This window comes from Amycolatopsis deserti (assembly GCF_014653945.1).
Classification (GTDB): Bacteria; Actinomycetota; Actinomycetes; order Mycobacteriales; family Pseudonocardiaceae; genus Amycolatopsis_E; species Amycolatopsis_E deserti.
The window spans coordinates 1,089,000-1,111,652 of record NZ_BNAU01000001.1; the positions used below are offsets into that span (position 1 = coordinate 1,089,000).

Sequence of the window (22,653 nt, forward strand, 5' to 3'; positions counted from 1 at the left end):
CAACCCTCATACCGGGAGAGCGATCTTGGGAACCGCAGCGATCATTGTTGTCGCGGTCATCGCCCTGTTCGTGATCGTGACGATCGCGAAGGCGATCATGGTGGTCCCGCAGGCCCAGGCCGCGGTGATCGAGCGGCTGGGCAGATTCAAGTCGGTCGCCTCGCCCGGCCTGAACTTCCTGGTGCCGTTCCTGGACAAGGTGCGGGCCCGGATCGACCTGCGCGAGCAGGTCGTGTCGTTCCCGCCGCAGCCGGTGATCACCGAGGACAACCTGACGGTGTCCATCGACACCGTCGTCTACTTCCAGGTGACCGATGCGCGCGCCGCGGTGTACGAGATCTCCAACTACATCGTCGGTGTCGAGCAGCTGACCACCACGACGCTGCGCAACGTGGTCGGCGGCATGACGCTGGAGCAGGCGCTGACCTCGCGCGACCAGATCAACAACCAGCTGCGCGGCGTGCTCGACGACGCCACCGGCCGGTGGGGCATCCGCGTGGCGCGGGTCGAGCTGAAGGCGATCGACCCGCCGCCGTCCATCCAGGATTCGATGGAGAAGCAGATGCGCGCCGACCGGGAGAAGCGCGCGATGATCCTCAACGCCGAAGGTCAGCGGGAAGCGCAGATCAAGACGGCGGAGGGGCAGAAGCAGTCGCAGATCCTCGCCGCGGAGGGCGCCAAGCAGGCCACCATCATGGCGGCCGAGGCGGAGCGGCAGTCGCGGATCCTGCGGGCGCAGGGTGAACGCGCGGCCCGCTACCTGCAGGCGCAGGGCCAGGCCAAGGCGATCGAGAAGGTGTTCGCCGCGGTGAAGGCCGGCAAGCCGACGCCGGAGGTGCTGGCCTACCAGTACCTGCAGACGCTGCCGCAGATGGCGCAGGGCGACGCGAACAAGGTGTGGCTGGTGCCCAGCGACTACGGCAACGCGCTGCAGCAGTTCGCCCGCGCGTTCGCCAAGCAGGACGCCGACGGCGTGTTCCGGTACGAGCCGGCCGACACCGACGGCGCCGAGCCGCCCACCCTGGACGACGAAGAGGTCGCCAGCTGGTTCGACACCTCCACCGACCCGCGGATCGCCGAGGCGGTGCGCGAGGCGGAGGCGGTGGCGCGCCAGGAGGTGCCCGGGCCGCTGGCGCACCAGCCGCAGCCGCCGGCCCCGCAGGCGACCAGCGCGCTGCGCGGCAACCCGGTGACCGAGGAGGCGCAGGAGGCGCCCGCGGCCGAGCCGCCCGTCCAGCCGGAGCCGCCGGCGTTGTCGCCGCCGACCACGCCGCAGTTCCCCGCGGCCGGCGGACAGCAGGGCCAGCTGCCGACCCGCAACCCGGGCCAGCACTACGGCACCCCGCCGCGGCCCCCGTACCCGCCGCAGCAGCCGCCGCCCGCGCCGCCCGCGGGGCCGCAGCAGTAGGCGCTTTCCCGAAGGGGCCGCACCGGGTTTCGGTGCGGCCCCTTTCGCTGCTCGCTCGTGGCCTGGCCGTGCGGCAGTCGCATCCCCACGCGGACGGCGCTTTCCCGATGGCCCCACACCGGATTCGGTGCGACCCCTGACCTTTGTCTGCTGCGGCGGCCGTCGGGGTCTTCAGTAGCCGATCGTGAAGCGGCGTTGGACGAAGCGCGGTAGTTCCGCCTCGTCGATCAGTGCCACGGCCGCGTCTTCGGCGGAGATGCGGCTGCGACCCTCGGCATCCAGGACCGGCTGGTCGCCGCCGATCCGGAAGCGGCCCGTGCGTTCGCCCGGGGCGATGTCCTCCGCGGGGCTGAAGTACGTCCAGAGCCGGTTGGACGTGCGCAGGACGTTCAACGCATCCCGGTGGCCGCGTACCGCCAGCGCGTAGTCCCTGGGAAGCCCGATCTGGTCGAGCGTCTCGTGGAGGAGCTCATCCGAGTCGGCCCGCACGATCCCGGGTTCGACCTCGAGGCTCCCGGCACCGCCGATGACGATGAGGCGGGTCCTGGGGTGGCTCGCCAAAGCGGTCAGCAGTGCTCTGGCCGCCCGGGCGTAGACGGTGGGGTCGGCGATGGAGCGAGCCACGGTGTCCGCGAAGTCCTTGCCGGCGTTGCCGGGCTGGAACCCGCTGATCAGGACGTCCAGGCCGGGGAGCGGGATGAGCTGGTCACCACGCTGGTCCACGACGTCTACACCGCCCTGGCCGACGCGGTGGACGCCGCAGGGGAAGCCGTCTCCACGCCGGATCCGGCCGACCGCATCCGCGCCTGGGCCACCGCCTTCCGGAACTGGTCGCTGGCCAACCCGCAGGGCTTCCGGCTCGTCTACGGCGACCCGGTTCCCGGCTATCAGCCACCCGAAGGCGGGCCTGCTCCGGAGGCCGCGCGCCGCGTCTGCACGGGGCTCGCCGGCCTCGCCGCGGCCGCCTGGCCGCACACCCAGCACCTCTACGAAGGCAGCGAGTTCCAGTGGTCCGACTTCGACCCCGGACTCCTCGACAAGGTGCGCCCGGCCCATCCGGAACTGCCGCCCGCCGGCGTCGCTCTCGCCCTGCGCATCTGGGGACACCTGCACGGCCTGGTGTCACTGGAGGTCTACGGCCACCTGCGCACCCAGACCCTCAGTCCGGACAAGCTCTTCCACGCGGAACTGACGCAGCTGACCCGCGCATTGGGGCTCGTGCCCCGGGGATGATGCGCCGACCACTCGGCGAGGCGGTGACCGCGGGATGCCACCCTGGAGCCATGAGCGAAGAGCCCGTGCCGGGCGCGCAGCGGCGCCGTCTGTTGTGGGGGTCCGTGCTGGCGACCGTGGTGGCGCTGGCGATCCTCGTGCCCGGTCTGGTCGGCGCGCTGGGCGCGCGGTCGAACTGGCTGCCCTACGGGATCGCCCTCGCGGTGCTCGCCGCGCTCGGTTGGTACCAGTGGTTCAGCGGCGGTAGACCGCGTCGTCGGTGATGTCGGCTCGCGAGCGGTCCTTCAGCAGCGCCACGCAGATGATCGTGACGACCGCGGAGAGCACGACGTAGGCCGAGATCGAGTACGGCGTGCCGGTGGTGTGCAGCAGCCAGGTCGCCAGCAGCGGCGCCGGCCCGCCCGCGAACACCGACGCCAGCTGGTAGCCCAGCCCGGCCCCGCCGTAGCGCAGGTGCGTCGGGAAGCTCTCGCCGATCAGCGCGGCCTGCGGCCCGTACTGCATGGCGTGCGGGATCATCGACACCACGATCGCCACGAAGATCAGCACTTCGCCGCCGTTCTTGAGCACCGCGAAGTACGGGAACGCCAGCAACCCGGTCAGCACCGCGCCGGTCAGGTACACCCGTTTGCGGCCAATCCGGTCCGACAGCTGCGAGAACCACAGGATCAGCACCAGCTCCATGGCCGCGCCGAGCAGGACGGCGTTGAGCACGAACGTCTTCGAGTAGCCGTGCTCGGCGACCACGTACACCAGGACGTAGCTGGTGTAGAGGTAGAACGGCATCTGCTCGGAGAACCGCAGCCCGGCCGAGAGCAGGATCTCCCGCCAGTGGTGCTTGACCGCGTCGGCCACCGGGCTGCGTGAGGTCCGCCGCCGCGCCACCACCTGGGCGAACATCGGGGTCTCCAGGATGCGCAGCCGGATCAGCAGCCCGACGGCGACGAGCAGCAGGCTGGCCAGGAACGGCAGCCGCCAGCCCCACGAGTCGAACGCCTCGTCCGACAGCACCGCCGAGAGCAGGGTCATGCCGCCGGTGCCGAGGACGAGCCCGACCGGCACGCCGATCTGCGCGAAACTGCCCAGCAGCCCGCGTTTGCGCTGATCGCCCCATTCCATGGCGAGCAGCACCGAGCCGCTCCACTCGCCGCCGATCGCGATGCCCTGGATCAGCCGCAGCGTCACCAGGATCAGCGGCGCCGCGATCCCGATGGTCGCCGCGCCGGGCAGCACGCCGACCACCCCCGAGGCGATGCCCATCATCAGCAGCGTCACCACGAGGGTGGTCTTGCGGCCGATCCGGTCGCCCCAGTACCCGAAGATCGCCGCGCCGACCGGCCGGGCCGCGAAGCCGACCGCGTAGGTGGCGAAGGACTGCATCGCCCCGGCGTAGCTCGACGAGGCGGGGAAGAACAGCTGCGGGAAGATCAGCGCCGCGGCTGTGTTGTAGAGGAAGAAGTCGTACCACTCGATGGTGGTGCCGATCGCGCTGGCGAAGGCCGCGCGCCGCACCTGGGTGGACTTGTGACGGGTCTGCGCCTGGAGAACGGTGTCCGCTTCGTCGCGTCCGAGAGCCATGCCGCCGAGCCTCCTGTGATCGGCTTCACTTCCCGGAGAAACGATCCCTCACCAGAGTGACGATGTCCAGATCCGGAGGGCGAATCACCACCCGCTGTCCGGTTCCGGCACTCGTCCCCGCGGCTCAGTCCATCGGCAGCAGCACCGGCCGTTTCGGGGTCAGGGTGTCGCCGGAGGACTCGCCGCGCAGGCGGCGCCCGATCCACGGCAGGACGTGCTCGCGGCCCCACCGCAGGTTCTCCGCGCGCTGCCGTCGCCGGTCGACCAGCTCACGCGGCCCGAGCGCGGCGGGGGAGAGCCCGTGCGGGCGGCCGAGCACGTCGAGCACGGCGATCGCGACCTCGGCGTGGCCGAGCGCGTTGAGGTGCAGCCGGTCGGCCGACCACAGCCGCCGGTCCCGCAGTTGCCGCATGCCCCACATGTCGACCACGTGCGCGCCGTGCCGGGCGGCGATCACCCGGGTGTGCTCGTTGTAGATCGCGGTGCGGCCGCGCAGCTTGCGGAACACCGGATCCTCGGCACCGTCCACCCCGGTGAACAGCAGCACCGTCGCGCCGGTCTTGGCGAGCTGCTCGACGGCGTTGTCGAACCGCGCGGCCAGCGCGTCGATGTCGGCCTTGGGGCGCAGCAGGTCGTTGCCGCCGGCGTAGATCGAGACCAGGTCGGGCCGCAGCGCGAGGGCCGGTTCGAGCTGCTCGGCGAGCACCTGGTCGAGCAGCCGTCCCCGGATCGCGAGGTTGGCGTAGCGGAACTCGGGATCGGCGGCCGCCAGCTGCTCGGCCACCCGGTCGGCCCAGCCCCGCACGCCGTTCGGGCGGGCGGGGTCGTCGTCGCCGACGCCCTCGGTGAAGGAGTCGCCGAGGGCCACGAAACGCTGGTACATGCTCAGCACCTTAGGCGACCGGTCCGGAGGCCCCGAGACCACGCGCGACGGCGCCGAGTTTGTCCGGGTTGGCCACGTTGTGCAGGGTGGTGATGCGGCCGTCGGCGTCGAAGTCGAAGGTGACCGTGGCGATCACCCGGTCCGGGCCGCGGAAGACCAGTCCCGGGCCGCCGTTGATCTCGGTCAGCTCCGCGACCATGTCCGCGGGCGCGACGCCCTGGTAGGTGACGGTGCCGATCGCGGCGAACCAGGCGGCCACCGTCTCGGCGCCGCTCACCGGGCGCAGGGCCTGGCGGACCTTGCCGCCGCCGTCCGTCCACAGTGTCACGTCCGGGGACAGCAGGTCCATCAGGGTGTTCACGTCACCCCCGGTCGCGGCGGCGAGGAACCGCTCGGTGACCTCACGCTGCTTCGCGCGATCGGCCGGGAACCTCGGCCGCCGCGCCTGCACGTGCTCGCGTGCCCGGTGCGCGGCCTGCCGCACGGCCGCTTCCGAGCGGTCCACGGCCTCGGCGATCTCGGCGTGGCTGAACCCGAAGACGTCCTTGAGCACGAACACCGCGCGCTCCAGCGGGCTCAGCGTCTCCAGCACCACCAGCATCGCCATGGACACCGATTCCGCGCCGGTGACGGCGTCGGCGCTGTCACCGGTGGTCAGGATCGGTTCCGGCAGCCACGGCCCGACGTAGGTCTCCCGCTGGTGCCGGGCCGAGCGCAGCCGTTCCAGCGCCAGGTTGGACACGATCCGCGCCAGGTAGGCCTTCGGGTCGGCCACCTGGGAGCGGTCGGCGGCGGACCACTTCAGCCACGCGTCCTGCACCACGTCCTCGGCGTCGGCGGCGCTGCCGAGGATCCGGTAGGCCACCGCGAACAACAGCTTGCGGTGCTGGTGGAACACCTCGGTCACCGCACACCCCGGGTGAAGCGGCCGCCACGCGGCCAGAACGCGCCCGAGACGGGCATCTTCTTCATGCGCAGGTAGGTCGGCCAGGGCGAAGCGGTCACCGTCTCTTTGTACCGGGCGGCCAGGCGGCCGGTCAGGCTGATCCGCCGCGGGCTGTCGTCGGGGTGGGTGAACTGCACCACCGCGTCGTGACGGCCCAGGCTGACCGGCGTGTGGTAGTAGCCGAAGCGGAACGGCTTGGGCTCCTCGCCCCGCAGCGCGCGGATGATCGACACCGCGGCGTGCACACCGGTGGGCATGCCGCTCTGGCAGGTGCCGTGCAGGACGCCGTAGCCCTGCCGGATCGCGGCCGCGTCACCCACCGCGTAGACGTCCGGGTGCGAGACCGACCGCAGCGCGGCGTCGGTGGCGACGCGGCCGCGGTCATCGACGGTCAGCCCGGCGGCTGCCGCGAGCGGTGCGGCGCGGGTGCCGCCGGTCCACAGGACCACGTCGGCCGAAACGGTCTCGCCGCCGGCCAGTTCGATCGCGTCCGGCAGCACCTTGATCACCTCGGCGCCGCTGCGCACCTCGACGCCCAGCCGCTCGAGCGCCGCCTGCAGGTAGGTCCTGGCGCGGGTGTTCATCGTCGCGCCCGGCTCACCCCGGCCCAGCAGCACGACCCGCAGCTCCGGGTACCGCTCGGCGATCTCCGCGGCCGACTCGACGCCGGTGAGCCCGGTGCCGGCGACCACCACCGTGCCGCGGCCCAGCCCGGCCAGCCGGCGCCCGAGCACCTCGGCGTCCTCCGGGGTGTTGAGGGTGTGCGCGTGCTCCTCGGCGCCCGGCACGGTGCCGGCCACGCCGCCCAGCCCGTACACCAGGGTGTCGTAGTGCAGGACCCGGTCGTCGTCGACGCGCACCGTCCTGGTGTCCGGGTCGAGCGCGGTGACCCAGCCCCGCACGAACCGCGCGCCGGTGCCCGCCAGCAGGTCCGGGATGCTCAGCTCGGCGACCGGCTGGCCGGTCGCGGTCAGGTGCAGCCGCAGCCGCTCGGTGAACCGGTCGTGCGCGTTCACCAGGGTCACCTCGACGTCCGCACGCCCCTTGACCCGCGCGGCGAGCTGGATCGCCGCCGCCATGCCCGCGTACCCCGCGCCCAGGACGAGAACCTTGTGTGTGGTCATCGTTTTCGCCTCCTCGATCGGCTGTTGACGACCACGTGATGGGTTCGGCGATCTCGTGCGTGACATGGCGCGGTTGTGACGGGGCACACAACGTGCCCTACCTCAGTGGCCGGAAGCCGCCGATCCGCTGCTCGAGCAGTTCGGCCAGCCGCAGCGGGGTGCGGTCCTCGAACATCGGACCGATGAGCTGCACGCCGACCGGCAGGCCCTCGGGCGACCGGCCCGCGGGCACGGCGGTGGCCGGCAGGCCCGGCATGGTGGCCAGGCCGGCCCAGACGAGCTGGTCGAAGTACGGGTACTCGACGCCGTCGACGTCGATGCGCCGGGCCATCGGATTCGGGCTGTGGTCGTGCGGGAAGGCGGGCGTCGGCGTGATCGGGCACACCACGGCGTCGAACTCGGCGAACAGCCGCCGCCAGGCGTGGCGGTGGAGTTCGCGGAGGTGGTGCGCGTCGAGCCAGTCGCGGTGGCTGAACAGCATGGCGCGCAACCGCACGGTGTCCAGGCTCCGGTCGTCCGCGCTCAGTCCGGCGACGCGGTTCCGCAGCTGCTCGAGCGATTCGACGGGAAACCGCGCCACGGCGCCGGAAATCAGCAACTGCATGTAGATCGTCGCCGCTTCGGCCAGATCGGGCAGCAGCGGACTGTGCCGTTCGACGCGGGCGCCGCCGTCGGCGAGCGCGTCGGCCACCCGGTTCACGCCCGCCCGCACGGCTGCCCCGGTCGGAATGCACGGATGGTCGTCGAGGACCAGGACGCGGAAATCGCTCAGCCGCTCGTGGCGGGCGGGCGGCAGGGCCAAGCGGTACGCCACGCCGAGCGTGAGCGGGTCCGGTCCGGCCATGACGTCGAGCAGGAGCATGAGGTCGCGCGCGGTACGCGCCATCGGGCCGACGACGGCGAGGTCGAGCTCGGCCGGCAACGCCGGCTCGGACGGCGCGACCATGCCGCGGTTCGCCACCAGCCCGAGCGTCGGCTTGTGCGCGTAGACACCGCAGAAATGCGCGGGCGTGCGCAGCGAGCCGGCGATGTCGGAGCCGAGGGACAGCGCGCCGAACCCGGATGCCAGGGCCGCCGCCGACCCGCCCGAGGATCCGCCCGGCGTGCGCTCGGGATCCCACGGGTTGGTGGTGGTGCCGTAGATGTCGTTGAAGCTCTGGATGTCCTGCAGCCCCAGCGGCACGTTGGTCTTGCCGAGCACCACCGGGCCCGCGGCCTTGACGCGCGAGACCTGGACCGCGTCCTCGGCGGGCAGGTGGTTCCGGTGCGGCGGCATGCCCCAGGTCGTGGGCAGGCCGGCGATGTCGTAGGACTCCTTGACCGTCACCGGAACACCGAGCAGCGGCCGGTCCTCGCCGCGGGCACGCGCCTGGTCGGCGTGGCGCGCGGCGGACCGCGCGCGGTCGAAGTCCGGCACGCAGATCGCGTTGATCACCTCGTCGTCGCGCTCGATCCGCGCGATCGCCTCGTCGGTCAGCTCCGCCGAGGTCACTTCACCGGCGCGCATGGCGGCCACGAGGTCTTCGGCCGACGCGAAGTTCCATTCCATGAATCCGACCGTATCCGCGCCTGGAACGGGACATAAAACGCCGATTCGCACAACGGGTTTCAGGCGTCCGCGCGGGCCCGGTGCTCGGCCACGTGCACCCGCGTCGCGCAGCGGGTCGAGCAGAACCGGCGGCGACCGTTGCGGGAGGTGTCGACGAAGACGGTTTCGCACCCATGGCGGGCACAGGTGCCCAAGCGGCCGGGGTCTTCGCACAGCAGGTGGGCCAGGCCGCCCGCGGTGAAGGCCCGGATCCGGCGGGGCAGGGTGTCGTCCTCGCCGGCGTAGTGCAGGTGCGCGGGCAGGCCGTCGTGGCGGGAGATGAACGGGCGGCACGCGGTTTCCGCGAGCAGCTCGTTGACCAGGTCGATCCGCCGGTCCGGGTCCGGCTCGGCGAACACCGCGCGGAGCCGGCGGCCCCACGCTTGCGCTTCGGCGGCTTCGGCGGCGGTGAGCCTGGTCAGCGACATGCCCGCGTCACGCATCATCCGCAGCAGCTCGGCGGCAGGCGCACCGGGCATGTTGACCAGGCCGGCGGCGACCTGCGCGGCCGGCCCGCCGTAAGGGTTGAAGTGCATAAAGCCATTACAGCACGCTGGGGACATGACCGACGAACGTTGTCCCCGCTGCCAGTGGCCGCTGTCCGAGCTCCTGCGGGGCGGGTCGAGCCATCCCGTCGCGGACGGCCGCCTCGACTACCGCCGCTGCGTGTGCGGGACCTGGCTGCTGCTCGTCAACGGCGCGCTCGCCGCCGCCACGCGGAGGCCTAGGATCGAGGCATGACACGTGCACTTGTACTCGGTGGTGGCGGCATTGCCGGAATCGCATGGGAAACCGGGCTGTTGCACGGTTTGTCGGAGTCCGGAGTGGACATTCTGGACGCGGACCGGTTCATCGGCACTTCCGCGGGTTCGACGGTGGGGGCCCAGATCACCAGCGGCACCGCCCTGGCGGAGCTGTTCCGGCGGCAGGTGGATCCGGCGCTGCAGACGCCGGAGATCGCGGCGAACATCGACGCCGAGGAGATCGCGGAGATGTTCGGCGCGGCGGTGAGCGCCGCGACCGACGCCCGGGACGCGCGGCGGCGGATCGGCGAGATGGCCCTGGCGGCGCAGACGGTGCCGGAGGCCGAGCGGCTGAAGGTGATCGAGGCGCGCCTGCCCGTGCACGACTGGCCCGCGGCGCCGTTGCAGATCGTCGCGGTGGACGCCGCGACGGGCGACGACCGGGTGTTCACCGCGGAGTCCGGGGTGTCGCTCGTGGACGCGGTGGCGGCCAGCTGCGCCGTGCCGGGCACCTGGCCGCCGGTGACGATCGGGGACCGCCGCTACGTCGACGGCGGGGTGCGCTCGATGGAGAACGCCGACCTGGCCGCGGGCTGCGACCGGGTGCTGGTGCTGCGGGTGACCGAGGTGCCCGGCATCACCGACCTCGACGACCAGGTGGCAGCCCTGCGCCAGGACGGCGCCGAGGTGCTGGTGATCGCCCCCGACGAGAGCGCCATCGAGGCGATCGGCCCGAACGTGCTGGACCCGACAGTCCGCGAGGCGGCCGCCCGCGCCGGATACGACCAGGCCCTCCGCGCGGCGGCCGAGGTCAAGGCCCTCTGGGGCGAGCGGCGCGCCTAGCCGGGGCGGTGGGTCAGCGGCGTGCCGGGCCAGATCAGCATGCGCCGGAACACCATCCCTGCCTAGCCACCCGGCCGCCGTGGTCGCCAGCCCCGGCAGGGGCGGCGACCGCGGCACGCCCTACCGGGCCCCAGTGGCCTTGTGCAGTCGTGCGGCTGCCAAGGTCACGCCCCTGCCGGGTCGGCGACCGGCCGCGCTCAGGGGCGCCCGGCGCGTGGCACGCTGACCCGGAAGGCGAGCAGGCTCGCCTCGCGGGCGTCCCTCCTCGCGTGCTCGTTGAAGTCCGGCGCCGCACACGCGAACAGGGTCCGGCCGTCGGCGCCACCCAGCATGCACGCGAACACCCCGGTGCCCGGCTGGATCTCGTCGGTGATCTCGCCGCCCTCGCGGACTCGCAGCAGCCGGCCGCCGACGCCGTCGGCCACCCACAGGGCGCCTTCGGCGTCCAGGCAGCAGCCGTCCGGCGCGACGGCGATTTCGGGAAGCGCTTTCTCCAGCTCACGCTCGGTGAGCGGCTCGCCGAACTTCGCCCAGACGCGGCGGTTGGTGAGCGACCCGTCGTCGGCGATGTCGAACGCCGTGACCCGGTTGCCGAACGTCTCGTCGACCAGCAGCACACCGTCGTCGGTGATGACGCTGCCGTTGGGGAACCACAGGTCCTCCGCCACGACCGTCACGGTGCCGTCGGGGTCGACGCGCAGCAGGTTCGCCGGCGCGACGGGGGCGCCGTTCATCAGGTCGAACCCGAAGTTGCCGACGTAGGCGCGGCCCTGGGCGTCGACGACCATGTCGTTGGGGTGCCCGGTCACGTACCCGGCCAGGTCGGCGTGGGTGACGAGGCCGCCGTCGGCCTCGCGGCGCAGCAGGCGCGCGTCCCGCATCGAAACCACGAGCAGCCGGCCGTCGGGCAGCCAGCCGAGCCCGGAGGGTTGCTGCGGCACCTCGGCCTCGACCCGCAGGTCGCTGCCGTCCTCGAGGCTGGAGTACACGCGGTGGGTGTAGAAGTCGGCGAACCAGATGCGGCCCTCGTGCCAGCGCGGGCATTCGAGGTAGGAGAAGCCGTCCAGAACTTCGTTGGTCACAGTGGACAGTCAGGCACGTCACGCCGGACGGTGTCAAGACTTGACCCTGACACCGGTGTGAGCGCTTAGCGTCCGCCGCATGAGAAGGAGTCACCCGACGCTGGCCGTGCTGTGCCTGAGCGTCTTCGTCGTCGGCACGTCGGAATACCTGATCTCCGGGCTGCTGCCGCAGACCGCCGCGGACCTGGACGTGTCCGTCGGCACGGCCGGGCAGGCGGTCACGGCCTACGCCCTCGGCGTGGTGATCGGCGGTCCGGTGGTGGCCGCGCTGACGATCCGGGTACCGCGCAAGGGGCTGGCGCTGGGCCTGATGCTGCTGTTCGCGGCGGGCAGCGCGGTCAGCGCCGCGGCGCCCACCTTCGCGTGGCTGCTGGCCGGGCGGGTGGTGTCGTCGTTGAGCCACGCGGCGTTCCTCGCGCTGGCGCTGGTGATGGCGACGAGCGTAGCGCCGCCCGGGCGCGCCGGCACGGCGATTTCGACTGTGGCGTCCGGGTTCACCGTCGCCACGCTGCTGGGCGTGCCGCTGGGCGCACTGCTCGGGGAGCGCGCGGGCTGGCGGGCCCCGTTCGTGGTCCTGACCGCCCTGGCCCTGGCGGGTGCGGCGCTCCTCGCGGTCGTCCTGCCCCGGCAGGACCCGCCCGCCGCCTGGCTGCGCGAGGAAATCGCGGTCGTGCTGCGCCGCCCGGTGCTGCTGGCTATCGCCACCACCGCGGTCGGGTTCTCCGGGGTCGCGGTGGTCTTCACCTACCTCGCGCCGCTGCTGACCGGGGTGTCCGGGTTCTCCGCCGCGGCGGTGTCCGGTCTGCTGCTCGCGTACGGGGCGGGCAGTTTCCTCGGCAACCTGCTCGCCGGGCGGCTCACCGACCGGTCGATGAGCGCCACCGTGCGCGGGGTGTTCGGCGGCCTGGCCGGGGTGCTGGTGGTGTTCCCGTTCGCGGTCGGGTGGCAGCCGGCCGCGGTGGCCGCGGTGCTGGTGCTCGGGTTGCTGTCCACGGCCACCATCGCGCCTCTGCAGGGGCTGATCCTGCGTCACGCCGGGGATGCCCCGACGCTGGCGGTCGCGGCGAACGTGGGCGCCTTCAACCTGGGCGCCGCCGCCGGCGCCGTGCTCGGCGGGGTGATCACGGCAGCCGGGGCGCTGCGCTGGTCGGGCCTGGCCGGTGCAGTGCTCAGCCTCACCGGGCTGGCCCTGACCTTCCTCGTCCTGCCCCGCGCCCGGCGGGTCGCGGAGCCCCGGCTGTCAGGCGTCGCCGACCAGGCGTAGGTGGCGCGGTTCCTCCCGGGCCTCGTCCCGGATCTCAGCGCCGCTGGTGAGGTCGGCGAGCATCTGGGTGGTCTGGCGGCGCCGGCTGCGGCGGACGTAGATCAGGGTGGTGGCGACGCTTTCGTGGCCGGCGAGGTCGGCCAGGTCCTCCACCGAGACGCCCTGTTCGTAGCCGAGGGTCAGGACGGTGTGCCGCAGCGAGTGCGGGACGACGTCGTCGGGGTGGTCCAGGCCGGCGCCCCGGGCCGCGTCGCGCAGGAGGTTGCCGAGGTCGCGCGAGGTCAGGGGCGTGCCGGTGCGGGTGGCGAACAGCCAGCCGGACAACTCGGCGACGGATTTGCCTTCGCGGGCGGCGCGGGCGGCGAGGTAGTTGCCGAGGGCGACGTCGGCCAGGCCGAGGATGTCGGCGGTCTTGCGGTGGCCGCCCTTGTTGACGTAGCGCAGGATCCGGTGGCCGTGGTCGACGCCGAGGTCGCCGTCCGGGCCGCAGCGGGCGTGCAGGATGGCGCCGGACCGCACGGCGGTGGTGGCCATGATCTCCAGGATGGCGAGGTTGCGCAGCGCGGCTTCGGTGCCCGCGGTTTCGGCGCGGCCGCGAGCGTAACCGAGCAGGGCCAGGAGTTCGGCGTAGGTGAGAGCGCGGGTCTGGGACTCCTGGTCGCGCTTGTGGCGCGGGACCAGGCGCGCCGGGTTGTCGTCGTGGACGCGGTTGTTGATCAGCTCGGTGTACCAGGAGCTGACGGCGGCCAGGCGGGCGTTGTAGGTGACCGGGCTGCCCGGGTCGAGCAGGGCGATCCAGTCCTTGACGTCGGCCAGGCGCGCGGCCAGCGGGTCGACGCGGTGCCAGTCGCAATAGGACAGCCACAGACCCAGGCCGCGCCAGTAGGAGCGGCGGGTCTGGTGGCTTTTCATCTCCAGCAGCCAGGAGCGGGTGACCCCGCGCGGGCCCCGGCCGCCGGCGGGGTCGGCCGGCAGGGCCGGGAGCTCGGCCACCGCGTCCTCGACCAGGCGCCGCAGGGCGGTCTTGTCGGGGGCGTGGGCCGGCATCGGCCGGGGCTCGTACGGGGCGAGGTCGAGGGTCATCGCCCCCGATCATGTCACGACGACGCGCTCCCGGCCGGTGGGATGTTGATGTTGCGGTGGAAGACGTTGCGCGGGTCGTACCGCTGCTTGATCTCCCGGAGCCGCTGGTACTTCGCCGGTCCGTAGGCCGCCTGGACCCGGTCCTGCCCGGCGTCGTCCATGGCGTTGACGTAGGTGCCGGTGCGCGGGGCGAAGGGGCGCAGCGCGTCCGTGCACGACCGCACCCAGGCCGTCTCGGCCGCCAACGTCTCCAGGGTCTGCGTCGCCGCGATCATGAAGGCGCAGTACCGGGGTGAGCGGCCGCCGCTGAAGGCCGTGGCGTCGTCGGGCACCGCCGAGTAGGCCCCGTCGAGCCGGTAGAACAGCACGATCGACATCGGCGAGGTGCGCTGTGGCACCTGCTCGACGACCGCCTGGATCACCTCGTCGGTCAGTTCTTCCAGGTACACGCTCTTGTCGTAGTAGTACAGGCCCCAGGCGTTGGCCTCGTCGATCAGCTGCTGCAGTTCCACGTACGGCATCGGGGTGACGAACTCGAACGCGGGCGGCAGAGCCTGCCGGATCCGGTCCAGCGCGTCGGCGTGGGTGCCGGCGTCGCCGAACCCGGTCACGAGCAGCGCGTAGCCGGGGGCGAAGTGGTACGGCTCGGGGACGAACGGCGCGGGCGGTGCGTTGAGGGCGCCGATCACCACGCTGATGTCGAGCGGCAACGCGGGCACGAGTTCGCGGGCCAGTCGCAGCATTTCCGGGCCTTGGTCGAGTTCCCAGAACAGGAGCGCGAACTGGACCAGGGGACCGGCCTCGTGCAGCCGGAACTCGAACTCGGTGACCACGCCGAAGTTCCCGCCGCCACCGCGGATGGCCCAGAACAGGTCCGGGTGTTCGGTTTCCGAGGCGCGCCGGATGCGGCCGTCGGCCGTGACGATCTCGGCGGAGACCAGGTTGTCGATGCTGAGTCCACCCTTGCGGGTGAACCAGCCCATCCCGCCGCCGAGGGTCAGGCCGCCGACGCCGGTGTGGCTGACCATGCCGGCGGGCACCGCGAGCCCGTGTGCCTGGGTGGCCGCGTCGAGGTCGCCCAGCAGGGCGCCGCCACCGGCGCGGGCGAGCTTCGCGTCCGGGTCGACGGTGATGTGGTTGAGGGCGCTCAGGTCGATGACCACGCCGTTGTCGACCGTCGAGTTGCCGGACGGGCTGTGCGCGCCGCCGCGGACCGCGATCTCCAGGCCGTGTTCCCCGGCGAACCGGACCGTCGCGGCGACGTCGGCCGCAGAGGCGCACCGGGCGATCATCGCTGGTCTGCGGTCGTTGGCGGCGTTCCACACCTTCCGGGCTTCGTCGTACCCGGAGTCCTCCGGGCCGAACACCGGGCCGCTCAGCACCGCCCGCAGATCCGCCACTCCGCCGCCGACCGTCTGGGTCATGGTCATCACCTTCGTTCGGAACCCTTTTGGTGGGGTCGCAGTCGATCTGCGCGGGGTTACACCGGCTGGGTGAGGTCCGGTGGGGCGCTTCGGCGGGGTCCCCGGGGTACTGGGGCGTTTCGTCACAGTGACGACCCCCCCAGTTCTCGCTGCCTGAATGAGCCGGATCGGTAGCCCGCGATAACCGTGATTATCACGGTGCGTCTTTGGCTGTAGTTTACTAACTCTAACCCGGGGTTCTAGTTAATAAACTAGAACTGATAAGCTGCGGTTATGGAGGAAACAGCCCCACCGCCGCCGCGCAGGGACGCGTCGGGGAGTCGTGAGCCCGTGTCCGACCCGGCGCTGTGCCGGTACTGCCGTCGGCATCCGCGGAAGCAGCCGGGCCCGCGCGGCGGGCGGCCGGGGGAGTACTGCACGACGGTGTGGGCGGTCGACGAGCGCGGCCGCGAAGTCACGTGCGCGCGGCTGGACGAGGCGGACCAGATCGCGTTCGCCGCCTACGGGCCGGCGATGCCCGGGCTGGACGTGGCGGCGGTGGGCCGGGACGTGAGCCGGGCGCTGGCGGAGATCACGCCGTTGCAGCGGACCCTGGCCGCCCTGGACGAGCGGCTCGACGCGGAGGTGACGGAGGCTCGCGAGCGGGTCGCGGAAGCCGAGGCTCGCGCGGCGGACGCGGAGGCGCGTGCGTCAGCGGCGGAGGCCGGAGCGGCGGCGGCCGGGGTGGAAGCCGCGGAGGCCGCCGAGCGGGCCGACGCCGCGGAGACCCGGGCGCGGGAGGCGGAGGAGCGCGCCGCGAGCGAGCGGACCCAGGCCCAGCGTGCGATCGCCGACCGGCTCACCGCGGAGGGTGAGATCCGGCAACTGCGCGAACGCCTGGAACAAGTGGAGACGGAGCAACGGCAGGCCGCCGAGACCGCCGCCGCGCGCATCGAGGAACTCGCTGCCGCGGCCGCCGCCCGCGCCAGCGAGGCCGAGGCCGCGCACGCGCGGGCCCGCCAGCTGGAGACCGACTTGCGCGACCTGGCGACTCAGCACCACGAGGACCTCGAGCAGCTGCGCGCCCGCCATGACCAGGCGCTGGCCGAGGAGCGCGAGAAGCTCCGTCAGGCCCGGGAGCACTGGCGGGCCGAGCACGACCAGCGGATCGCCGCACTGCGCGAGCAGCACGAGCAGGAACTCGCCGCCGCCCGCGACCGAGTCACCGAGCTGCTCACCACCGCCGCGCGGGCCGAGGCCGCCGCCACCGAGGCGCGGACAGCCGCCGCCGCAGCGGGCCGCGCCTCGGACGCCGCCACGGCGCGGCTCGGCATACTGCGGGAGGGGGTGCTCACCGCCCTGGCCGAGCCGGCGGCCGAGCTTCCTGCCCGGCTCCGCGCACTGCTCGCCGACACCGCGCCGCCCGTGGCGGGCGGGGGCCACCAGGAGTGACCGGCGCCCGCTCGACGCGGCGGCCCAGCGCGAGCCGGGCGTCCGAGCCCGCGGGTGCCTGAAGACCTAACGGGTCAGCGCGACTCCGTGACCACCGGTTGCCACGTGCGCCCGCCGTCCTCGTCCTGGCGCACTCGGCCGAACGCGACGTCGGCGAAGTGGATCCCGAAACCGTACGTTCCGGGCCGCGCCAGGCGCTCGACCAGGGCGCGCCGGTGGTGGACGCTCGCCTCGTCGTCCACGTCCGGCTGGGACGACCAGTCCGGGTGTCCCATCTGCACCGGCGAGTGGAACAGATCCCCGAACGCGATCACCGTCTCCTCGCCGGCCGTGATCTCGTAGGCGGCGTGCCCCGCCGTGTGGCCGGGCGTGGCGAGGAGCCGGACGCCGGGGAACACCTCGTCACCGTCGTCGGCCAGGTCCAGCCGTGGTTCCAGCGCCGCGACCGTCGCCGGGAACGGCGCGTCCCGCAGGGAGCGGCCGTGGTCCCATTCGGCCTTCGTCAGCACTGCGCGTGCGTGCGCGAACGGCGGCTGGCCGGTGTCCGGTGCCGGTGCGGTGAGCCAGCCGATGTGGTCCCGGTGCAGGTGCGTGATCGCCACGGTGTCGACGTCGGCCGGGGTGCGGCCGAGCGCGGCGAGACTGTCGAGCATCCGGCCACCGGAAGCTGCGCCCGCTCGCGGCTGGGCCGGGTCGGCGGCGACCTCGCGGGGCCCGAAACCGGTGTCGATCAGCAGGGCGCGGCCGTCGCGTTCGACGAGCAGGCCGCCCGCGCCCACCCGCAGGTAGCCCTCGTCGTCGAGGTATTCCCGGTGGCGGTCCCAGAAGTCCGGGCCGCTGTCGGCGAACCACTCCCGCGGGTTGAGCTGGATCCACGCGTCGGCGACGTAGCTGAGCCTGACTTCCCCGAGCACGACGGTCCGCACACGCGACGGCGTGCGCAGCCGGACGGGGTCGAGGTCGACGACATCACCGAGAGAAGTCATGTGCACTTCCACAGAAGATCATGCGGCCGCGAAGGCGTCCAGCAGCGCCGAAACCGAAGAGGTCGTGCTGCTGTCGGCCGGTGACGAGATTCCGGTAGTTCCCGCCCAGTGGGCGACAAGGTAGCGACCCGGCGAACCGCTGATTTGCGTTTCGCCGGGCCGGCGGGGCTGGAGAGACGTCGGCCTCGCCGAGGTGGGTGCGACGTGCTCGTTTCGCTTCATGACAAGCTGTTCGGCCGCACGCCGCTCACTTGAACGCGGCGGCGTTGCGTGCCGCCCAGTCCGCGAACGAACGCGGCGCGCGGCCCAGCACCTCTTCGATGTCGGGGCTCACCTGCTGGATCACGGCGGGTGGCGTGCCAAGGAGGTCCAGGGTGTTCTCCACGACCGGCTCGGGCATGAATCGCACCATCGCGGACTTGGCCTCGGCGCGGGTCAGTTCCACGAACTCCACCGGTTCGCCCACTGCGTCGCCGATCGCCGCGGCTTGCTCACGGGGTGAGATCGGGGCAGGCCCGGTCAGGTCGTAAATCTTGCCGACGTGGCCGGGTTTCCGCAGCACCACGCCGGCGACATCGGCGATGTCGAGCGGGTCGACGGCCGGCAGTGCAACGTCCCCGAACGGGGCCGCGACAATTCGTTGCGTCCGCACTGAATCCGCCCACTGGAAGGCGTTGGAGCTGAAGTTGCCGGGGCGCAGCATCGTCCACTCCAGGCCCGACGCGGTCACGGCGTCCTCCAGTTCGGCGGAATGGTTGCCGCTGCTGACGCCTTGCGAGGACAGCAGAACAACGCGGCGGACGCCGGCGGCCCGCACGACGTCCATGACCTCGCGGAGGTTGCCGCCGGAGCCCACGAAATCGCCTGAGGTCAGCAGGAACACCGCGTCGGCGCCGTCGAACGCGCCCTTCAGGTTCGCCGGTTCGGCCAGATCTCCTTGCCGGACACGGACTCCGGCTGGCGCGTCTGTCGCGGAGATGCGCCGCGACACCGCCGTCACTACTTCTCCCGCGGCCGCCAGTGTCTGCACCAGCGGTCGTCCGACATTTCCGGTTGCTCCCGTAATCACGATCATGCGGACGACGCTAGCGACCGTGGGCTAGTAGGTACCTAGAGGAAAGTATTGGACCGGAGGGCAATCGTGACCGACACCACGGCCGCCACCCAAAGCGTTGCCTACTGTCCGGAAACTGCCGGACGGCCGGTGAAGACGGCTTGGCGCCGCTCGAGGAACGACCGGATGCCTTCCTGACCGTCGGCGGTGGCGAACAGCCGGGCGACGGTGGGGGTGAGCTCGTCGATGGCGGCCCGGTCGCCGTGGTCGCGGGCGCGGTGTGCCGACTCGAGCACCGCGCGGACGCCCAGGGGTGCGGCGGTGTCGGCGATGCTGCGGGCGATCGCGACGGCGTGTGCCACCGGGTCGGTGTCGGCGACTTCCTGGACCAGACCGATGCGGTGGGCCTCGGCGGCGTCGAACTCGTCGCCGGTGAGCATCCAGCGCATGGCGTTGCCCCAGCCGGTTTCGCGGGGGAAGCGCAGGGTCGCGCCGCCGAACGGGTAGATGCCGCGGCGGACCTCGAGCTGGGAGAAGCGGGCGTCCCGGCTGGCGACGCGGATGTCGGCGGCGAGGAGCAGTTCGATGCCGAGCGTGAGCACCCGGCCCTGTGCGGCGGCGACGACCGGGGTGGTCCAGTCGCCGTCCAGGCGCCACGGATCCCGGCCGTCGGCGGGGTAGAAACCGGTGCCCGCCTGGATCGCGGGGGCGACGTCGGCCAGGTCCAGCCCGGCGGTGAAGTGCTCGCCGTGCGCGAACAGCACTCCGCAGCGCAGGTCGTCGTCCGATTCGAGCAGGGCGTAGGCGCGGGAGAGGTCGTGCAGCATCGCCAGGTTGAACGCGTTGCGCTTGTCCGGGCGGTTGAGGCCGATCAGCAGGACGTGCCCGTCGCGTTCGAGCGTGATCGTGCCGTGCTCGGAGGTGAGGTTCATGTGGTCGCTCCGTTGGTCTCGGGACGGTTTCCGCATCACGCCAGCCTCTGCGCGTTCAGCCAGACGGTGCCCGGGTTGACCCGGTCCGGGTAGCGCCGGACCATCTCGTCGAAGAACTCGCGTGGCGCGGGTTTCCCGGCCAGCACCCGCTGGGCGGTGCGCAGGTAGTCGGCGGTCTCGTCGAGGATGGCGGGATCGTCAGCGCGGGCCGGGTCCTTGTGGCCGGCGACCACGGCCGTGGGCGCCAGGTCCCGCACCTTGTCGAGGGCGCGCAGCCAGGAGTCGATGCCGCCGTCGAGCCCGCCGTCGGCGAGGTACTGGTGCACGTTGTTGTAGGCGACGTCGCCCGCGACGACCAGTCCGAGGTCGGGCACGTGCAGCACGGTGGAGTCGTCGCAGTCGCTGTGACCGACCTCGACCGGGACCAGCGGATGCCCGTCCAGCACCAGGGCTTCGGCCGCCAGCGGCCGCGCGGTCACCCGGGGTTCGGGGATCTGCCCGGGAAAGAGCTTGTCCCAGAACGCTTTCCGCCGTCCGGACGCGGAGGCGTGCATGAGGGCGACGGTGCCTTCGGTGGCGTGCACCGTCACGCCGGGGAAGCGCTCGGTGAGCGCCGCCGCACCGAACCAGTGATCGCCATGGGCGTGCGTGACGTAGATGTGCGTCAGGCGTTTGCCGGAGCGCTCGACCCAGTCACCGACCCGCCGGGTCTGCTCGACCGTGAACGGCGGGTCGACCAGCACCGCGTCGGTCGCGCCCGAGATGAGCGTCGTCGACAGCGGCGACCACAGCTGCGGCTGCCCGGTGGGGAGCGTGCCGGTGGTGGGGATGGGCTCGGACACGAAGACGTCGAACGACAGCGCGGCGGGACGGGGCTCGGGCATATTCTGCTCCTCGATCAAGCTAGTAGCTATCATTAAGATAGGTACTTTCCTCATGTGGATCGCCGAGGAGTGAGCCATGACACATCGGGAGCTGGACGCCGAGTCGATCCGGCCGTACTGCCCGTACTTCGCGTCGGCGATGGACATGCTGGGCCGTCGCTGGGCCGCGACCGTGTTGCGCGCGCTCCTGGCCGGGGCCACCCGGTTCAGCGACATCTCCAGCGCGGTTCCGGGCATGACCGACAAGCTGCTGTCGCAGCGCCTGAAGGACCTGGAAGCCGACGGACTGGTCGAGCGCACCGTGCACGCGAGCACCCCGGTGCGGATCGACTACCGGTTGACCGAGAAGGGCGCGGCCCTCGGCAAGGTGCTGCTGGAACTCAACCAGTGGGCACTGGAGTGGATCGAACTCCCGGCGAGCCGTTGACCGGGGGTCGCCGTCGTATCCGGGACATTTCGGGCGGATGTACACGAATGAGGAGTTGAAGGGGCTCTCGCGCGACGAGCGGTGCGTGAAGGTGTTCGAGGAGAAAACCCCGGGCAACGCATCCGGGGAAGCTGGGCCGGCGGCATTTCGAGGGGACGTGCTCGAGCGGCTGCTCTCACGCCACCACGCCCGGTATCGAGCCCCAGATCTGCAAGCGGTTGGCGGCCTACCCGCGCCATGCGAACGCGCGGCCTGGATTGACCGCCAAGATCGTGTGCATGGCATCCTCGCCGACGCGGCGGGTCAGCGCGGCGGCTGTGTCGTTGAGCAGGGCCGCTGGGCCGGGGCTGCCGTTGGGGTCGAGGCGGTCGGCGGTGGGGGTGTCGGCGCCGAGCAGGATCCGGTCGGCGTGTCCGGCCTCGAGCATCGCGTGGATCAGGTTGCCGAGCATCCAGTCGGTGGCGTGAGTATCGCGGCGAGGGCCGTCGTAGGCGAGGTAGGCGCCGGAGGCGGCCAGCTCGGCGTGCAGATGGTAGTCCGGGTTGCGGGCGAGATGACCCAGTACCACGTTCCCGGGCGGCACGCCGGCGGCGTCCAGTGCGGCGAGCACCGCCAGGCCGTGGGTGCCCAGTTCGAGATGGACGCAGACCGGTGCGCCCGGTGGCCTGATGAGCGGCTCCGGCTGCGGCCAGCGCCTGGCGTTCGTGCTCGTCCGTGCCGTGGTAACCGGCCGCCACCTTGATCACGCCCGCGCACGGCGCACCGGCCGGGTCCGGCACGCCGTCGTCGCCGCGCATGCCGATGGTGAGTTCCTCGGTGAACAGTTCGGCAAGCTCGGCCGCGCCGAGAGTGGCGGGCCAGCGCGGCGGGCCTCCGCCGGTGGTGTAGTGGCGTGCCTGGTGCACGCCGGTGGCGGCGATGATGTGGACGCCTGTCTGCTCGGAGATGCCGGGCAGCCAGGCGGCGTGGCGGCCCATTCCCGGCGGGGTCCACTGCACGAGGGCCTGGCCGCCGGTCGCCGTGAAGTCCTGTGCCATGGCCGATGCGGCGGACCGCCGGCTGAGCGGCCTGCCGGGGATCACAGGGGACTCGAGCAGCAGGTGGTCATGGGCGTCGGTCACCCCCAGCTCGCCGAGTGGTAGGTCACCTCGCACGGTGCGGACCAGGCCCCTCACGCGGCCGCCTCTCCGCCGCCCCGAAGGAGCCTTTCGATCGCAGTGACGGTCAGGCACCCGGCCGCGACCCGGGTCATCTCCGGCCGGGCCGACTCGCCGAAACCCGATGTCGCGTCCTCGGCGATCACCAGGCGGGCGCCGGAGGCGATAAGCGACCGGCGGCAGATGTCGGCGTTGCTGCCATCGGGCAGGTAGAGCCGGACCATGTGCGCGACGGGCCGTCGTGCGTCCCGGAACGCGCGTGTCAGCCTGGCCACAGCCGGGACGATCTGTCCGGTGCCGGGCACCGGGTCCTGGGAAGAAGCTTTCTTGGTCACCCGGCGCACGTTACGGCTCGCCGACGGGGCTGCCTTGTACGTCGTTGCGTGCCCGTCTGGCACAGGCGAACTGCCCGGAGTTGTGGCGAACGTCCGGCGGAAATGGCGGTGCAGGTGAGCCTGGTCGTAGAAGCCGCTGTCGGCCGCCCGGGCGACGCTGTCGCGGGCGGCGGCATCCCGGCCAGTTCGGTGGGTTCGGCGTGTCACGAGTGCCGATCGTGGGCATCGTTTATAGTCATACTGACCAA

Annotated in this window: 24 protein-coding genes and 1 pseudogene; 8 read left to right on the forward strand and 17 right to left on the reverse strand. The window is 72.2% G+C overall.

The features are described 5' to 3' along the window. Window positions 1–25 precede the first annotated feature (25 nt). Entirely contained in the window at window positions 26–1,408 is a 1,383-nt protein-coding gene (locus IE290_RS05200) for an SPFH domain-containing protein (RefSeq protein ID WP_191243310.1), read from the forward strand. Between the two features lie 171 nt (window positions 1,409–1,579). Here the strand turns inward: IE290_RS05200 and IE290_RS05205 are convergent, their stop codons facing one another. Further along, entirely contained in the window at window positions 1,580–2,131 is a 552-nt protein-coding gene (locus tag IE290_RS05205; protein WP_229874206.1) for an NAD(P)-dependent oxidoreductase, read from the reverse strand. Between the two features lie 27 nt (window positions 2,132–2,158). On the opposite strand from IE290_RS05205, the gene IE290_RS05210 reads away from it, so the two are divergent. Both IE290_RS05210 and IE290_RS05215 read left to right on the forward strand, forming a co-directional pair. Then, entirely contained in the window at window positions 2,159–2,641 is a 483-nt protein-coding gene (locus tag IE290_RS05210) for a TetR-like C-terminal domain-containing protein (protein ID WP_229874210.1), read from the forward strand. A 50-nt stretch (window positions 2,642–2,691) separates the two neighbouring features. After that, complete coding sequence (locus IE290_RS05215) at window positions 2,692–2,904, forward strand: hypothetical protein (protein ID WP_191243313.1); 213 nt, start codon at window positions 2,692–2,694, stop codon at window positions 2,902–2,904. On the opposite strand, the gene IE290_RS05220 is transcribed toward IE290_RS05215, so the two are convergent. The 6 genes from IE290_RS05220 to IE290_RS05245 form a co-directional block, all read right to left on the reverse strand. Further along, window positions 2,876–4,219 carry an MFS transporter gene (locus IE290_RS05220; RefSeq protein WP_191243314.1) on the reverse strand — a complete coding sequence of 448 codons (1,344 nt, stop codon included), beginning with the start codon at window positions 4,217–4,219 and terminating at the stop codon, window positions 2,876–2,878. The two genes, IE290_RS05215 and IE290_RS05220, sit on opposite strands and share 29 nt — an antisense overlap. A gap of 124 nt (window positions 4,220–4,343) precedes the next feature. Beyond that, the gene (locus IE290_RS05225) at window positions 4,344–5,102 is read right to left on the reverse strand and encodes an SGNH/GDSL hydrolase family protein (protein WP_191243315.1); all 759 of its coding nucleotides are present in this window, start codon (window positions 5,100–5,102) and stop codon (window positions 4,344–4,346) included. A 10-nt stretch (window positions 5,103–5,112) separates the two neighbouring features. Then, window positions 5,113–6,009 (reverse strand): RNA polymerase sigma-70 factor, encoded by an 897-nt coding sequence (locus IE290_RS05230; protein ID WP_191243316.1) that lies wholly within the window; start codon window positions 6,007–6,009, stop codon window positions 5,113–5,115. Continuing rightward, window positions 6,006–7,172 (reverse strand): NAD(P)/FAD-dependent oxidoreductase, encoded by a 1,167-nt coding sequence (locus IE290_RS05235; RefSeq protein ID WP_191243317.1) that lies wholly within the window; start codon window positions 7,170–7,172, stop codon window positions 6,006–6,008. The genes IE290_RS05230 and IE290_RS05235 overlap by 4 nt, the downstream gene beginning before the upstream one ends. Before the next feature lie 97 nt (window positions 7,173–7,269). Next, window positions 7,270–8,721, reverse strand: a complete 1,452-nt coding sequence (locus IE290_RS05240; protein WP_191243318.1) for an amidase — start codon at window positions 8,719–8,721, stop codon at window positions 7,270–7,272. Between the two features lie 59 nt (window positions 8,722–8,780). After that, entirely contained in the window at window positions 8,781–9,296 is a 516-nt protein-coding gene (locus IE290_RS05245; RefSeq protein ID WP_191243319.1) for a CGNR zinc finger domain-containing protein, read from the reverse strand. Window positions 9,297–9,321: 25 nt separating this feature from the next. On the opposite strand from IE290_RS05245, the gene IE290_RS05250 reads away from it, so the two are divergent. Both IE290_RS05250 and IE290_RS05255 read left to right on the forward strand, forming a co-directional pair. Further along, window positions 9,322–9,501: a hypothetical protein gene (locus IE290_RS05250; RefSeq protein ID WP_191243320.1), complete on the forward strand. Its 180-nt coding sequence runs from the start codon at window positions 9,322–9,324 to the stop codon at window positions 9,499–9,501. After that, window positions 9,498–10,346, forward strand: a complete 849-nt coding sequence (locus IE290_RS05255; protein ID WP_191243321.1) for a patatin-like phospholipase family protein — start codon at window positions 9,498–9,500, stop codon at window positions 10,344–10,346. The genes IE290_RS05250 and IE290_RS05255 overlap by 4 nt, the downstream gene beginning before the upstream one ends. Before the next feature lie 197 nt (window positions 10,347–10,543). Here the strand turns inward: IE290_RS05255 and IE290_RS05260 are convergent, their stop codons facing one another. Beyond that, a complete protein-coding gene (locus tag IE290_RS05260; RefSeq protein ID WP_191243322.1) occupies window positions 10,544–11,428 on the reverse strand; it encodes an SMP-30/gluconolactonase/LRE family protein in 885 nt (294 codons plus the stop codon). Between the two features lie 79 nt (window positions 11,429–11,507). On the opposite strand from IE290_RS05260, the gene IE290_RS05265 reads away from it, so the two are divergent. After that, a complete protein-coding gene (locus IE290_RS05265) occupies window positions 11,508–12,692 on the forward strand; it encodes an MFS transporter (protein WP_191243323.1) in 1,185 nt (394 codons plus the stop codon). Here IE290_RS05265 and IE290_RS05270 read toward each other — a convergent pair. Next, window positions 12,669–13,775, reverse strand: coding sequence for a tyrosine-type recombinase/integrase (locus IE290_RS05270; protein WP_191243324.1), 1,107 nt, complete (start codon window positions 13,773–13,775; stop codon window positions 12,669–12,671). The genes IE290_RS05265 and IE290_RS05270 overlap by 24 nt on opposite strands. Window positions 13,776–13,789: 14 nt before the next feature. Beyond that, on the reverse strand, window positions 13,790–15,199 hold the full coding sequence (locus IE290_RS05275; protein WP_191243325.1) for an FAD-binding oxidoreductase: 1,410 nt from the start codon (window positions 15,197–15,199) through the stop codon (window positions 13,790–13,792). 330 nt (window positions 15,200–15,529) lie between these two features. Between IE290_RS05275 and IE290_RS05280 the strand changes: the two genes are divergently transcribed. Continuing rightward, a complete protein-coding gene (locus IE290_RS05280) occupies window positions 15,530–16,630 on the forward strand; it encodes a coiled-coil domain-containing protein (RefSeq protein WP_191243326.1) in 1,101 nt (366 codons plus the stop codon). A 74-nt stretch (window positions 16,631–16,704) separates the two neighbouring features. Here IE290_RS05280 and IE290_RS05285 read toward each other — a convergent pair whose 3' ends face one another. From IE290_RS05285 to IE290_RS05300, 4 genes are all read right to left on the reverse strand, one after another. Continuing rightward, a complete protein-coding gene (locus tag IE290_RS05285; RefSeq protein WP_191243327.1) occupies window positions 16,705–17,616 on the reverse strand; it encodes an MBL fold metallo-hydrolase in 912 nt (303 codons plus the stop codon). 247 nt (window positions 17,617–17,863) lie between these two features. Continuing rightward, entirely contained in the window at window positions 17,864–18,691 is an 828-nt protein-coding gene (locus IE290_RS05290; protein WP_191243328.1) for an NAD(P)H-binding protein, read from the reverse strand. Between the two features lie 101 nt (window positions 18,692–18,792). After that, window positions 18,793–19,602: a crotonase/enoyl-CoA hydratase family protein gene (locus IE290_RS05295; RefSeq protein ID WP_191243329.1), complete on the reverse strand. Its 810-nt coding sequence runs from the start codon at window positions 19,600–19,602 to the stop codon at window positions 18,793–18,795. Window positions 19,603–19,637: 35 nt separating this feature from the next. Beyond that, on the reverse strand, window positions 19,638–20,486 hold the full coding sequence (locus tag IE290_RS05300; RefSeq protein WP_191243330.1) for an MBL fold metallo-hydrolase: 849 nt from the start codon (window positions 20,484–20,486) through the stop codon (window positions 19,638–19,640). 76 nt (window positions 20,487–20,562) lie between these two features. On the opposite strand from IE290_RS05300, the gene IE290_RS05305 reads away from it, so the two are divergent. After that, window positions 20,563–20,913 (forward strand): winged helix-turn-helix transcriptional regulator, encoded by a 351-nt coding sequence (locus tag IE290_RS05305; protein ID WP_191243331.1) that lies wholly within the window; start codon window positions 20,563–20,565, stop codon window positions 20,911–20,913. 226 nt (window positions 20,914–21,139) lie between these two features. Here IE290_RS05305 and IE290_RS37705 read toward each other — a convergent pair whose 3' ends face one another. From IE290_RS37705 to IE290_RS37715, 3 genes and pseudogenes are all read right to left on the reverse strand, one after another. After that, window positions 21,140–21,583: a phosphotriesterase family protein gene (locus IE290_RS37705; protein ID WP_268246324.1), complete on the reverse strand. Its 444-nt coding sequence runs from the start codon at window positions 21,581–21,583 to the stop codon at window positions 21,140–21,142. 43 nt (window positions 21,584–21,626) lie between these two features. Next, window positions 21,627–22,145: pseudogene (locus tag IE290_RS38475) on the reverse strand (phosphotriesterase family protein); the annotation flags it as partial. Then, window positions 22,085–22,612: a helix-turn-helix domain-containing protein gene (locus tag IE290_RS37715; protein WP_229874221.1), complete on the reverse strand. Its 528-nt coding sequence runs from the start codon at window positions 22,610–22,612 to the stop codon at window positions 22,085–22,087. The pseudogene IE290_RS38475 and the gene IE290_RS37715, both read right to left, overlap by 61 nt. Window positions 22,613–22,653 lie beyond the last annotated feature (41 nt).